The 14,034-nt window shown below is 38.3% G+C and carries 14 protein-coding genes; 8 read left to right on the top strand and 6 right to left on the bottom strand.

Annotated elements, in window-relative coordinates; translation table 11 throughout:
* Positions 1-3 precede the first annotated feature (3 nt).
* From BN1082_RS09955 to tatA, 3 genes are all read left to right on the top strand, one after another.
* Positions 4-1,251 (top strand): sensor histidine kinase, encoded by a 1,248-nt coding sequence (locus BN1082_RS09955; protein WP_090633860.1) that lies wholly within the window; start codon positions 4-6, stop codon positions 1,249-1,251.
* Between the two features lie 230 nt (positions 1,252-1,481).
* Positions 1,482-2,390: a 4Fe-4S binding protein gene (locus tag BN1082_RS09950; protein ID WP_090633859.1), complete on the top strand. Its 909-nt coding sequence runs from the start codon at positions 1,482-1,484 to the stop codon at positions 2,388-2,390.
* Positions 2,391-2,410: 20 nt separating this feature from the next.
* Complete coding sequence (tatA, locus tag BN1082_RS09945) at positions 2,411-2,611, top strand: twin-arginine translocase TatA/TatE family subunit (RefSeq protein WP_090633857.1); 201 nt, start codon at positions 2,411-2,413, stop codon at positions 2,609-2,611.
* Between the two features lie 176 nt (positions 2,612-2,787).
* Here tatA and BN1082_RS09940 read toward each other — a convergent pair whose 3' ends face one another.
* Together BN1082_RS09940 and BN1082_RS09935 are read right to left on the bottom strand one after the other, a co-directional pair.
* Positions 2,788-3,336, bottom strand: coding sequence for an NADPH-dependent FMN reductase (locus BN1082_RS09940; RefSeq protein WP_425412140.1), 549 nt, complete (start codon positions 3,334-3,336; stop codon positions 2,788-2,790).
* A 327-nt stretch (positions 3,337-3,663) separates the two neighbouring features.
* Positions 3,664-4,848: a cation:proton antiporter gene (locus tag BN1082_RS09935; protein ID WP_245640378.1), complete on the bottom strand. Its 1,185-nt coding sequence runs from the start codon at positions 4,846-4,848 to the stop codon at positions 3,664-3,666.
* 257 nt (positions 4,849-5,105) lie between these two features.
* Here BN1082_RS09935 and BN1082_RS09930 point away from each other — a divergent pair, with 257 nt between their 5' ends.
* Entirely contained in the window at positions 5,106-5,951 is an 846-nt protein-coding gene (locus BN1082_RS09930) for a VOC family protein (RefSeq protein WP_090633853.1), read from the top strand.
* An 11-nt stretch (positions 5,952-5,962) separates the two neighbouring features.
* Positions 5,963-7,012, top strand: a complete 1,050-nt coding sequence (locus BN1082_RS09925) for an LLM class flavin-dependent oxidoreductase (RefSeq protein WP_090633851.1) — start codon at positions 5,963-5,965, stop codon at positions 7,010-7,012.
* A gap of 53 nt (positions 7,013-7,065) precedes the next feature.
* On the opposite strand, the gene BN1082_RS09920 is transcribed toward BN1082_RS09925, so the two are convergent.
* Positions 7,066-7,926: an AraC family transcriptional regulator gene (locus tag BN1082_RS09920; RefSeq protein WP_090633849.1), complete on the bottom strand. Its 861-nt coding sequence runs from the start codon at positions 7,924-7,926 to the stop codon at positions 7,066-7,068.
* A gap of 471 nt (positions 7,927-8,397) precedes the next feature.
* Here BN1082_RS09920 and BN1082_RS09915 point away from each other — a divergent pair, with 471 nt between their 5' ends.
* Entirely contained in the window at positions 8,398-9,096 is a 699-nt protein-coding gene (locus tag BN1082_RS09915; RefSeq protein ID WP_245640405.1) for a CAP domain-containing protein, read from the top strand.
* Between the two features lie 39 nt (positions 9,097-9,135).
* On the opposite strand, the gene BN1082_RS09910 is transcribed toward BN1082_RS09915, so the two are convergent.
* The 3 genes from BN1082_RS09910 to BN1082_RS09900 all read right to left on the bottom strand — a co-directional run bounded on the left by BN1082_RS09910 (position 9,136) and on the right by BN1082_RS09900 (position 11,318).
* On the bottom strand, positions 9,136-9,792 hold the full coding sequence (locus tag BN1082_RS09910) for a FusB/FusC family EF-G-binding protein (RefSeq protein ID WP_245640377.1): 657 nt from the start codon (positions 9,790-9,792) through the stop codon (positions 9,136-9,138).
* A 127-nt stretch (positions 9,793-9,919) separates the two neighbouring features.
* Complete coding sequence (locus BN1082_RS09905; protein WP_090634928.1) at positions 9,920-10,186, bottom strand: CD3324 family protein; 267 nt, start codon at positions 10,184-10,186, stop codon at positions 9,920-9,922.
* A 310-nt stretch (positions 10,187-10,496) separates the two neighbouring features.
* The gene (locus BN1082_RS09900; RefSeq protein WP_090633846.1) at positions 10,497-11,318 is read right to left on the bottom strand and encodes a purine-nucleoside phosphorylase; all 822 of its coding nucleotides are present in this window, start codon (positions 11,316-11,318) and stop codon (positions 10,497-10,499) included.
* A gap of 243 nt (positions 11,319-11,561) precedes the next feature.
* Here BN1082_RS09900 and BN1082_RS09895 point away from each other — a divergent pair, with 243 nt between their 5' ends.
* A complete protein-coding gene (locus BN1082_RS09895) occupies positions 11,562-12,779 on the top strand; it encodes an ROK family transcriptional regulator (protein WP_090633844.1) in 1,218 nt (405 codons plus the stop codon).
* A 67-nt stretch (positions 12,780-12,846) separates the two neighbouring features.
* On the top strand, positions 12,847-13,836 hold the full coding sequence (locus BN1082_RS09890) for a DUF4003 family protein (protein ID WP_090633842.1): 990 nt from the start codon (positions 12,847-12,849) through the stop codon (positions 13,834-13,836).
* Positions 13,837-14,034 lie beyond the last annotated feature (198 nt).

The following is a 14,034-nucleotide window of genomic DNA, read 5'->3' as shown; positions in this document are numbered from 1 at the left end:
GATATGTTTAAAAAGACGAAACGCCGGCTTGTTTTCCTCAATGCTCTTGTGTTTTTTATCCTCCAAAATGCCTTTGGGGCCATGGTTTATTTTTATATGCAATATAGTTTGTATCACCAAGTTGACCAAACCATTTTAGAAAAGCAAACTCATCTCCTCCACGAAAAGGAGAAGATAGGAACGGAATTAAGCCCGGAGAAGGAAGAGAATCATCGGCTTGTTTATATACTATATGATAAGGATAATAAGCTATCCCAAGTAATCCCCAAAAATTCGGTTTCCCATCGCGATTCGCAAAGTTTTTCGCATTTAGTTAAGAAGGAAGGGCTTCAATCAACGACCATCGGGGGAGAGTCCTTTCGCTATATAAATCTATCTGTATCAAAGGCAAAGCAGTATGCACCTGTTCAGACGATCCAAATTATCTACAACCTAAAGCACGAAAATGAAATGTTATCTCATCTATTGATGATCATCGGTTTTGGCTCATTATTAAGTGTGTTTATCGCCATCATTGCGGGAATTTACCTTGCCAATAAGGCATTAATACCCATTAAATTGTCATGGGAGAAGCAGCAGCAATTTGTCGCAGATGCCTCACATGAATTGCGCACACCACTCTCTGTGATGAAGCTGAATCTTGAACACTTGTTTCGCCATCCTGATCATAGCGTTGAACAGGAGAGTGAAACCATTCATCAAGCTATTCAAGAAATTCATTACATGTCAAAAATGACTACTGATTTATTAACATTAGCTCGCTCGGATTCAGATCAACTGCAATTGATATATGAGCCCATCCAGTTAGATGTCATCCTCCATCAAGTGGAGAAGGATTTTCAAGCGCTCGCGTTTCTTAAAAATATCCAACTAACTGCTGATATTCACTCCATAAAAATGGTAGGGGATAAAGAGAGGTTAAAGCAGCTGTTTGTTATTCTTTTAGACAATGCCCTCAAATACACAAAGGAAAATGGATCTATTTCAATTAATAGCAGTATAAAAAATTCCCGTGCGATCATCGATATTTTTGACACAGGGATAGGCATACCCAAGGCCGATCTTCCCTATATTTTTGATCGGTATTACCGTGGGGATAAATCTAGAACCCGCCATTTAGAAGGATCTGGGTTAGGGCTATCGATTGCTAGATGGATTGTAGAATCCCATTCAGGAAAAATAAGGGTGACGAGCAAAGAAGGAGAAGGGACCCATGTTCTTGTCAGCCTCCCTCTTAAAAATAATTTTTAGTTTTTAGAGGACATAACTTGGATAACTGAAGGGTAAAAAAGATTATTAAGATCTTAAGAAAAAACGCTTTTTTGGTTTTAAAGGATAAAAGATGATGGAAGGACAGGTTATCGTGATATCAGGGAAACCTGGAAGGCTGCGAATGGCATGAATTTGGAGCTATTTAATGATCACTTTTCAAAAAGAAAGTCAATTATATCAAGATAATAATCTTAAATGAGGTGGAATGGATGGGCTTTTTGGATAAATGGGTAGAGAGTCTTGATTATGAATATGAAGTATTGACATCTTGTACTCGGTATAAGAGTCCTCGTTCTACTTGTCAAAGCTGTTTTGATGCTTGTGAGCATGATGCTATCACAAGTGTGAATAATAGACCCTTTATTAAAAATGATAAGTGTGTCGAGTGTGGAATTTGTATTGCAGCTTGCCCAGTTCAAGCAGTAGCAGGTATTTTTCCAAAAAGAACTGTGATTCAAAATAAACTTTTGGTTACAGGAGAACATTTACCTACCGTTAAGGAAATGCTAGTTCTTTACAAAAAAGGTGTAAGCGAAATAATTGGTGAAGATTCTTCACTGACGGAATCTTGGCAGCAAGTAATTAAGGAAGCAAACTCAATACTTCATCAACTAGGTGAAGATTCTTTTAACGTTTCCGATAAAGCTTTTGAAAAAACAGAAGAAGTTTATTCCCGAAGAGAACTCTTTACTCAATGGAAAAAGGAAAGCCAAACTTTAGTGAAACAATTTGCCCCGGCAAAATGGCGCTTTAATCATAAAGATTTAGATGTAGCAAAATACTATCCAGATTATCAATTTACAAAAATAACTTTAAATCCAGACAAATGTACGTTATGTAAAGCTTGTGAGGTTCTTTGCGAAAAAAAATGTCTAAATATCACTGACTCCAGCTTTTCGATTGCTGCACAGGCTTGCTCATCTTGCCGGCTATGTGTAGAAATCTGCCCGGAAAAAGCTATTTCTTTAGAAGAGAAAATATCAAAGGTTCAGGATATTCATTATCCTATTTATAAAAGGAAATGCAGCATTTGTAATCAAGTATATGATTCATTTCATGATTATGGAGAAAAATGTACTACATGCACCAACGGATTTCTTTCCCCATACATATCGTAAATTTAAAGGAGTGTATAAGTATGTTATCCAATATTGGAATGCCAGGTTTAATTTTAATTTTAGTTCTTGCCCTTATAATATTCGGACCAAAGAAGCTGCCAGAAATAGGACGGGCAGTAGGCCAATCATTAAAAGAATTTAAGAATTCAACAAAAGAACTGGTAGAAGATGAAAAAGAAAATATAGCAGAGGCAGCAAAATCAGAACAACAAACAAAATAGCTGACTTTTGAAGCAGATTCATTGAAGATCTTACATAGACTGCAAGCAGAAATAAATGGGAAAAGAGCTGAGACTCTTTTCCCATTTTGTTAACTGCTTCAAATAGATTGCCCTTTTTTAAAGGGCACCTCATGAAAGAACTGTTTTCTATGTTTATTATTCTTTTATTTGTGAGTTTATCGTATCGTTTTTAATGCGCCGCTCCAAGCAATTACTTCATCAAGCATTGCATTCATATTTGTAAGATGCAATTCAGCTGGTTTGAACACACTGTAGTTTTCGAAATCTGTAAATAAGGACAATGTTGGATGTGTGCGAACATCCGCTACCTTTAATTCTCCTAAAATTCCACGTAAATGTTCTGCTGCACGGGCACCGCCTGTTGAACCATAGCTAACGATACCCGCTGCCTTATTGTTCCATGCTTCACGTGCTGAATCAAGAGCATTTTTTAGAGCACCTGTGATGCTGTGGTTGTATTCTTGAACAATGAATACGAAGCCATCTAGGCTTGCAAGTTTTTCGTTCCAAGCTTGTAGCCCAGGCTCTTGGCCTGTGCCTTCCCCTAAAAATGGCAATTTGAAGTCTGCGATATCGACGATTTCATATTCTGCATCTTCGCGTTTATCTGCAATGCCTTTTACCCATTGGCCAACTTGTGGACTAACGCGTCCTTGTCGTGTGCTTCCTAAAATAATACCTATTTTTAATTTTGAGTTTGTCATGTTTTCTTCCTCCTTAGTTGAACCTTTAAATATTCTTCCTAAAAAACCCAATTTCTACACCGCCTTAAGATGTATATATTAAAAATTCAAGTATCTTTAATTAATATATGCTTAATTCGAGATAATGATATTATTCTTAATAAATTTTGTCAAGCGATTGAATCAATCCGATATTTTCGCAAATGAAACCGATGTTTTCGCAAATGAAACTGTATTTTTCGCAAATGAAACTGTAGTTTCGCAAATAAAACAGATGATCAACGCCCGTTTTGCAAAAAAAAAATGGTCGCTAAGAGAGATTGTTAAGCGACCGGAATCGGTGGATCACTATTTGATTTTTAGCCAATTAACTAATAATTTAATCGTCGTCCCCTGTACAAGCAAAGAAAACAAAACATTGGTAAAGGTCATTGCTAATAATAAATCTTTTCCTTGGAAATCGGGTGAGATCGATAGGATGAGGGCAACCGATAAAGAGCCTTTTAGTCCTCCCCAGCCAATGACGCTTTTCCAAGAAAACGGAATGGTTTTATCGAAAGTTAAGCTGGCAAACACGGCAATTATCCGTGAAAGAACCACAATGACAATACTTCCTAAAACAACTCCCCATTTTCCTTCAAATCCAATTCGCGCTACCTCTAATCCAACCATGAAAAAAATCAAGGCATTGGCAAGAAAGGCGATGGCTTCCCAAAAAGAATCCATTTCACGAAGTGTTTGTTCCGACATTCCAATTCTTTTTCCATAATTACCAAAAATCAATCCAGCAGTACCTACTGAAATAACACCTGAAAAATGAAAGTGTTCTGCAAGTTGGTATGCACTGTAAAAAAGAACAATCGACAACCCGATTTCGATTAAATGCTGATCGATCCAGCTTGTTATTCGTGAAGCAGCAAACCCAAAGATGGCACCGACTAGTAGTCCACCTAAAACGACTCTTAGGAATTCGATAAAACCATGAAGTGCTCCAGTAGTCGATAAAACAGTGGTCACAAGGGCAATCTTAAAAAGAACTACTGCGACCCCGTCGTTTCCTAAGCTTTCTCCTTCCACGATAATAGATAAGCGTTTGTTTAACTTCATGGATTTAAAAATAGTAAGAACCGAAATGGGATCGGTCGCTGCCATGACTGAACCAAAGATGAGTGATTCTTGAAGTGTTAGATGTAAAAAGAAGAAAGAACAAGTGGCAACAAATATAAACGTAAGAAAAGTGCCCCCTAGTGATAGCCATAAGATTGGCTTTTTGTTCTCTCGTAGCTCTCCGAATGGCAATTTGAGTGTGGCATCTCCAAGTAATGCTGCTAAAAAGATAGTGATAATGGCAGTTTGAAAAACGGTATCGCTGGTAGCGTAATGCTTAACATCATCTAAAATTCGAATCGGCAGCAATCCAATGATAAGCCCCGCTAGGACAAGGAGGGTCGGGTATGGCTGCTTTATTTTTTCAGCGATGAAAGCCACTCCGACCGCAATGGCCAAAAGTATGATCCAAGTTTCAATCATCATCAATTTCCTTTCTACAGTGAGGTCGATTGTCGAATAGCTCTATTTCTATTTTGTGATTATATCAAGAATCGTGATGACAATACTAGAATAGTTGAAAAATTGTCTTTTTAATCATCTTAACATAGGTTTTCTAATAAAAAGTATTTACAATCTGATTATCTTGAAATAAAATATATTTAATTCAAGATAAATTCTAAGTCAATCCAATGCTAACAAAAAGAACAGTTACGAATAAACTATTGAAGGGAACAAATAAAATGGGGAAATTTCATGAAATACCAAATGTATATGTCGGAGAGGTTGATATTAAAGTAAAAAACTTGGATGATGCGTTAGCTTTTTATCAACAAATTATTGGATTTCAAGTTTTAGAAAAAACAGATCGTAAAGCAGTGTTAACGACTAACGGGAAAACAGCGTTAGTAACGCTTGAGCAGCCTGAAGATGTCATTCCAAAAGCAGGACGTACGACAGGCTTATATCATTTTGCTATTTTACTGCCTACTCGTGCTGATTTATCTGTTTTTCTTCGGCATTTACTTCAAACGGGCTACCCTCTAGGAGCAGCAGATCATTATGTCAGTGAGGCGCTGTATATCACCGACCCGGACGGAAATGGGATTGAAGTATACTGGGACCGTCCAGCAAATGAGTGGAAGTGGAAAAATGGCAAAGTTGAAATGGCCACGGAGCAGCTCGATGGAGAAGGGATTCTAGCGGAAAGCGATGCAGAGTGGAGTGGATTGCCTGCTGGGACGATTATGGGCCATATTCACCTACATGTATCCGATTTGAAAAAAGCAGAGGAATTTTATACAAAAGGACTTGGCTTCGATATTGTTAGTTATTATCCTCAAGCTGAATTTCTTTCGTCAGGAGGGTATCACCATCATATTGCAATCAATACTTGGCAGGGGGCAGGAGCTACTACCCCTCCGGAAAATAGTGTCGGGTTACATTGGTACACGATTGTCTTCCCAGATCAGGTATCAAGAGATAACGCGTTGAATCGGCTGCAACAGTTAGGTTCACCTATACGAAAAGAAGCAGATTACTACGTAACCAGTGACCCATCAGGAAATCAAATTCGATTAATAATATAGGGGTGAATTTGATGAATCCGCAAGATGAACATAAAGGTATGGAAATTGGGGTCTATACATTAGCAGATTTAGGTCCAGATCCTCGTACCGGAAAAACAATCAATACAAGGCAACGGCTGGAAGAAATTATCGAAGCAGCGAAAATGGCAGATCAAGCAGGATTGGACGTATTTGGTGTCGGGGAGCATCACCGTTTGGATTATGCCGTTTCGGCACCCCCAATTGTGTTGTCCGCCATTTCACAAGTTACTAAGCGAATCAAACTTACCAGTGCCACCACCGTATTAAACACAGTGGACCCGGTCCGTTTATTTGAGGATTTTGCAACACTCGACATCTTGTCAAACGGTCGGGCTGAAATCATTGCGGGGCGCGGAGCTTTTATAGAATCGTTCCCGCTTTTTGGATATGATGTGAAACAATATGACGAGTTGTTTGAAGAGAACATCGAACTTTTTCTGAAATTGAATGCTCAAGAGAAGGTTACCTGGAATGGCCGTTTTCGTTCTCCGCTGAAAAATGCCGAAATTGCACCGCGGCCTATTCAAAGTAATATTCCGATTTGGGTTGGAGTAGGCGGTACTCCGGAAAGTGCAGCAAGAGCGGGGAGATTAGGGGCCGGCTTAGTCATAGCAATCCTTGGAGGGAATCCGATAAACTTTAAACCGCTTGTGGACCTTTACCGACAGGAGGCAAATGAAGCTGGTCATGCTTCTGAAGCTTTGAAGGTGGGCGTAACAGGGCACACCTATATTGCAGAAACGACTCAGCAGGCTAAAGAAGAATTCTATCCTTATCATGCAAATTATTGGGGATACCTCAATCGTCAGCGATCTAGATCTGATTTTGAAAAGTTGGCAGCTCCCGAAACAGGATTGTTTGTTGGAAGCTCCCAGCAGATTATTGAAAAAATTCTTCATCAATTCGAGCTTTTCGGGCATCAGCGATTTATCTCTCAAATGGACATTGGCGGTATGCCGTTTAAAAAAGTGGCTCAGAACATCGAGCGTTTGGCAACGGAAGTAGTGCCCGTTGTCCGTCGTGAAACGCGGGGAAAGTAAAATTTCCCCACGTAAAGAGCTTTCTCGTCCATTAGAAACTGCTGGTTTCCCCTTTATTTTACCGGGATCCAGATTTCAGAATAATAGTCTGGGCTCCATGGATCTCCATCGGAATAGACTTCTAATTCTGGGGAGCCGGCATGCTCATAATGACTGGAAGGGAACCATTCTGAAAAGATTTGTTTCCAAGCTTTTTGCATGGCATCTGGCATTGCTCCGTGAACTTCAAAAACTCCCCATTTTGCTGCTGGAATTTCAAGTTGTAATAGGCCTTCGGGTACGTCGCCCTTAAAATCTGTAGCAATCCAGTAATCGATTAATTGTGGTTGGGTATTCGGCTTACCAACACAAACTCCAAGCACTCCCTTAATTTCCCCATTGTTCAAACTTACTAATAAATCGTTTGTTCCATCCGCATGAACATCATCCCACATTTTTGGAATCCCACTTAAATTCTCACCATTGGCACCTGAAAACTCTCGTTTAACACCTACAACTTGAAAACTCTCTTTTTCGAGTACTTTGTATTTCATTGGTTCGGCTCCTTTCAGACTCACCTGAATCATCAGGCGGTTGTATGAATTCAGCATTCCACTGTAATTTCTCACTTGGCTGGGAGTTATTCCGTGCTGTCGGCGAAATGCTTTTGTAAATGCTTCGGGAGTGTCGTACCCATACTTCAGGGCAATCTCGATAATTTTGCTGCTTGTATGCGCTAGTTCTTGTGCAGCAAGGGACAATCGTCTACGGCGAATATATTCACCAATTGAGATATCCGTTAAAATTGAAAAAGTACGTTGAAAATGAAAGGGCGAAACATTAGCTTGTTTGGCTATATTTTCGATTGTTATATTTTCTAGCAAATGTTCCTCTATATAGTCAATGGCCTTTTGTAATGATTCGACCCATCCCATTGCACTCACTCCTTAATTAGATTGTAACAGCCGCATTAAACGATATCCTGTCATTTTTTGCTTTGTTTTAACAGATTTATTCTACCATGTAGCATTTACTAATGAATTGTTTTTCTCTCTATTATTTCCAAAAAAAGTGGAGAGAATAAGGCAAATTAGTAGTTTTGCTTTGCTTAAAATGAATGTAAGTTTCGACACTTTTCTGAAATATTTGTTAAAAATCACGACTACTTTGGAAACTGTCAATATCCTTTTCTACAATAAATATTGGTAATTTTTCAAGAATCTAATAGAAATTATGATAATTAGTTAAGCGGATGAAATCCATATACCTTATGGTCTCATAAGGCCTAAATAAATAGAGTAGAATTTAGGCTGTGAAATCCTTCCTGAAATATGTCAAAAACCATATGTTACGATGAAATTGTCCAGGAGCGGATAATTTCTAATTCAGGAGGATGGAAGATGATCTTGAGTAAAGCAATTCTTTCGGTAGCAGCCGTCGCAGCATTAGTGGGGGCAAATCCACATTCATATAAAGCACAAGCGGCAGCTAATAATTCTAACATGCAGGAAAATGCTTATGTATACCATGGCACAGATGTGAATGAGATAAATAGAATACTAGAAAACTTTTTTACTAAAAATGAAAGCGACTTTAGCTCAACTAATTCAGTAAAGCAGACAGTCCAGAAACAACCAAATCGAATTCAGCAAACTCCTACGACAAACCCAGTACAGCATCAGCCTGTAAAATCTGTACATCCGAAAGCGAAGCAAACAACTAGCACCTTAAGTGCTTACGAGCAAAAGGTAGTGGATCTAACCAATCAGGAACGTGCAAAAAATGGTTTGCCACCCCTTAAAGTCGATTTAACACTTAGCAAAATGGCACATGAAAAATCCCGAGATATGTCTGCGAATGGTTACTTCAGCCACACTAGTCCGACATACGGTTCACCATTTGATATGATGAAACAATATGGGATTACCTATAGATATGCAGGTGAAAACATTGCCATGGGGCAAAAAACTCCCGAGGAAGTCGTCAATGGATGGATGAATAGTGCAGGCCACCGCGCGAACATCCTGAATCCGAATTATAATTATATTGGTGTCGGTTACGTGGCACAGGGTAATTACTGGACTCAGGATTTTATTGGTAAATAATAGGAAAGATAAAGATAGGCTGTTGACAATGTCAGCAGCCTATTTCTCTCCCAAGGAGTCTATTAAAAAGGTGGTTAAATAATCTACATTCGTTATTTGTTTATTGCATTCCGAGCTATCAAAGCAAATATAGTTGCCTATGGCCTTATAGTAATCTGGATTCTTTGCTTTTTTTGCTTTTGTTACGGTTGAAATAAAGGCAACCTTGCCGAAACGATTACAGAAGGAACAAATATTATCTTTATTTAACATGGTGTATTTACACTCAATACCAACTAGTTTCTCATTATGTTCATATACAATGAACTTCTTATTCGTACTGATGTCCGTCCAGCTTAAAAAGGTTAACTGTTCATGATTGATTTTGGAAAGGTCAGGCAGCTTTAATTTCTTATTCTTTGGAAACATCTTTTTTAATTGTTGTTCCGTGATTTTTGGGAATGGTAACAAAAAGGGAGAAAGCTGTTGAATATAGTGGTCAAACTCAGGATCTGTTTTCAATCCTGATAGATCTAACATTTCCTTTTGCTCGAAAGTTGCCGTTAGGAAAAGCTCCATGATCTTAGCATTTGCTAAGTCTTTCACTGCGTGAATAACGGTCGGATCCGCATGCTTTTTGTAACTATCTTTTATTAAATTGACTTGTTTTTTTATAAAATTAAATTGATCATTCTTTATGAATTTATCATACATCATTTTCTACCTCCTACATTCATTTTAAGAATTCCCTCTCCAATTTAAAATGCAGAAAACATTTATGAAACGATTTATACATAAAAAGCACGGACAATTTTTCTAAAAAATCATCCGTGCTGCTATCTTATCACTTATTTGAATAGACAATTTTCTTAATGGTTTCGATTGAAAGGAAATACTCCTCGGCTAACTGTTGAATACTGCAGCCACTAATAAAGGCGCTTTTTATGGCAGAATTTCTTTTATCAATCAGCTTTCTTCCGCCCGAACAGGTTCCCCATTTTCGATAAGCCGTTACCGGTTTGGGAATGTAAATGGTTTCTCCCTGTACATATTTTTGTATTTCCGTAATCAGCGTAGCTGGTAAAATATTGTTTGCATTTACATATTTCACTTCTGTCAGCCCCTTATTTTTTGTATTGAGAGAAAATAAGGCGCAAAGCCAGATCGTAGAAATGACGTAATGCATATGTTGGGCGATTTCTTTTAGTTTAATTTCCGCCCCATGCAAAGTATCGCCTTTCCTATTCCAGGCTTTGCATGAGTTGCGGAAGTACCAGACAATCTAGATTGATTCTCCATTTTTAAGCACCCCCTTAAAAATATTCTATATTGATTATAACAAATCCCCCTAAATTATGGGAGAGGTTCAGTCTAGTCGACAAAAAAGCGGCTTGGTTAATCCCCAGCCGCTTTCAGTATTCTTAATCTATTTTTTCTAAAATCCCTTTTACTAATTGAACAAATTTGGATCTAACTTTACCTGCCACTTCGATGACCTCATCATGACTCAATGGTTGATCTAAAATTCCACATGCCATATTAGTTAAGCAGGAGATGCCTAGTACTTTCATTGATCCATGGGTGGCGACAATGGCTTCAGGAACTGTTGACATTCCTACAGCATCTGCACCTAATATACGAATCATTCGAATTTCTGCAGGAGTTTCGTAGGCTGGGCCACTCCACCAAGCATAAACACCTTGTTGCAGATTCATATTTTGTTCTTTCGCTACCTCAGTAGCAATATTGCGCAAGCCAAGATTATATACTTGAGAAACGTCAGGGAAACGGGTTCCTAATTCATTATTATTAGGTCCAATTAATGGATTTGTCCCAACTAGATTTATATGATCGGTAATTAACATTAAATCTCCTGGGTTAAAGCTTGTGTTAATCGCTCCGCAGGCATTTGTAATAATTAGATTCTCAACACCAAGAGCTTTCAAAACACGGACGGGAAAGGTTACTTCATCTAAAGTAAAACCTTCATAATAATGAAAGCGCCCCTTCATGGCTGCAACGGTTTTTCCTTTTAGTTCACCAATGACTAATTCGTTGGCGTGGCCCACTGCTTCTGATTTTGCAAAATGGGGAATTTCACTATAAGGGATCATGACAGCATTTTCAACTTCATCAGCAAGAGTTCCTAGACCTGAGCCTAAAATCATGCCAATCGTCGGACGAAGGTCAGTCTTGCTCATAATATAATTTTTTGCATCTAAAATATCTTGGATTTTGTGCATAGTTAACTCCTCCATAGGAAATTTTTCTGAATTATTAACAATAAAAGTTTACTGGATTCTTTGATCATTGTAAATAAGTTAATTTCATTTTGAAAAAAAGTAATAAGAAATTAATTGTATTTTAAAGACCGAATTATAAAAAAATAGAAACTTTACTCCAAAATGATAAAAAGAGCATTTTTCCTTTTCGAATAAATCGAGTAAACTAGTATTAGTTAAAAAGAAAGATTTTGGAGGAATTTTATGCTGAGGCAATTTGTGGGCTTAATATCGCCAAAGGTGAAAAGCTTAAAGCTTTTATATAGTTTCATTCGTAAATTTGGCCCTGTCAGAATTAAAGAATTATCTGAAATGACGGGCTATAAGCATGCTACTTGTTCCCGTTTGGTAGACGAGCTTGTGCAGGCTGAACTCATACAAGATAGTGGTTTAGGGGAGTCAAGTGGTGGACGGAAACCGTTAATGTATGTGATCAATCCTGATGCCCACTATTTAATTGGTGTGGAAATCACGAATCTATACACGACGGTGCTCCTTCTTGATGCTCAATTAACGATCATAGGGGCAGAAAAACTAAAAATGGATTCCCAATGTACGGGGAGATACACATTAGATTTTGTGTCTAGATGTGTCGATGAGCTTCTGGCTAAACAAAGCATTCCTAGGGAAAAACTACTCGGTATTGGCATTGGTGTTCTTAGTCCGATTGATCAGGAACGAGGCGTGATCATCCAACCCCATTTGTTTACCTCAGATGGCTGGGAGGATCTAAACATTGTTGATTATTTAAGTCAAAAAAATAATACAATTGTTTTCTTAGAAAATGGAACAAACTTAGCGGCGTTAGCTGAATATCGCATAAATTATTGGAAAGAAACGGATAATCTTGTGTTTGTCTCAAATGATATGGGCATTCGCAGCAGCATGATCTTCCAAGGTAGATTGATTACGAATCAAAACGAAATGGCGGATGCTTTTGGACATATGATCATAGATGTCCATGGACCACGTTGTTCCTGTGGTTCATATGGCTGTTTGCAGGCATTCAGCAGCTTGCCGGCTATTCGCAACGAAGTCATTCGCAGATTGAAACGTGGTCATGACTCTTTTCTTCAAGAAAAGGTGGGTGCTGTGGAAGAGGTTGATTTTTTTCATATTTTAGAAGCGCTTGAGAGGGAAGATACCTTGGTTCTTGATGTCGTGAAGGAAGCAGCCTATTATTTTGGTATTGGACTTTCGAACCTCATTTTTCTGTTACGACCAGATATCGTCATCTGCGGCGGAACCTTGGTACCCAAACCGCTTTTTTACGAAGCGGCATCTGAAACTGCACTTAATCGCGTGAAGCATTATTCTAATAGTAATGTCCGGATGTATAGATCGACTACAGCTTACAACATCGTCGCGCAGGGAGCAGGATGTATGGTTTTAGACTCTTTTACTGAAGAGAATCTACCATAAACAATGAAACCATCTTAGAACTTCTCACGTATAGTAGATACGTACAATTGAGAAGGGTGATGGATAAATGAAGGAGCAAACCGTAAACGAAAGTATTAGCCTTTATAAAGACACTTATTCAGAGCTGTATTCAGCATTAAAATGGAAAGTGGATAAACACTCACTTATGCTGATTGCTGCTATGTATGTTACAAATGCAAAGGAATTTAATTTAAAAAGATTTATAGATATAGCGGACTATATTAAAGACCATGTTGGAATGTTTTCATATTTGAAATCTACCCAGCGTTTTACAATTGCGGCGACATTGGATACGACGTCAGAGGATCCTAAAGAAAGTTTTCATCAATTTATCTCAATCTACGATAAGCTGATTGAAAACGGCTTCACTCGGAATGCTTTTTCCTATATTGCTGCTGGAACATTGTTAAAAGTGGAACCGAATCGCATCGATGAAATCGTCCAGAAAACTCACGAAGTTTATAAAGGTATGAGAAAAAATCATTTTTTCCTAACGAACCCGGGTGATTATCCGCTCGCCACCATCCTTGCTCAACGCGAATTAGATTCAGACATCATTGTCCGTAATGTAGAGGACTATTACCAGACACTACATAAAAAAGGCTTTTATTTAGGGAACGATCTGCAATTTTTAAGCCATATTCTCGCAATAGAAACGAGCCATCGGCCTGAGGAGAAAGCTGATCAATGTCTGATGATAAGAGACATGCTCAAAAAGGCCAATCTTAAAACAAAAAGCGCTTATTACCCTTATATTGGCATGCTCAGCTTTTTAGAAAACACGATAGGTGAATTCGAAAGTCTAGTTGCGATTAATGAGGATTTAAATAAGGATAAGCTATTTAAATGGAATAAAGATGTTAATTTTATGATGAGTGTGCTGTTTTTGATGAATCAATTCTCAGCAGTGGGCGAGGCAGCAAGAACGGGGTTAAATATATCCATTGAGACGCTAATCCAGGCACAGCAAGCCGCCATGACGGCAAGCATGACCGCAGCGGCCGTGGCATCTAGCAACTCGAGCAGCAGTAGCTGATTATGTTCAAAAAAAGAGGAGTGCGGATGCCCTAAGTAGTTCTGATAATGTGGAGCGAATACGAAATAACAGCTTAATTTTCAAACCAATTCACGTTAACTTTAGTATCCAATTTAACACAATATTTAGTACATAAAAACGCTTGGATAATTTTCTAAAGGGTTCCGTTTTGAGGTGCTTTTTGAATAAATGACACAA

Origin of the sequence: Neobacillus massiliamazoniensis, assembly GCF_001048695.1 — a bacterium.
Classification (GTDB): domain Bacteria; phylum Bacillota; class Bacilli; order Bacillales; family Cytobacillaceae; genus Neobacillus; species Neobacillus massiliamazoniensis.
Note: the sequence above shows the minus strand (reverse complement) of the source record. Positions and strands in the feature narration are given on the sequence as shown.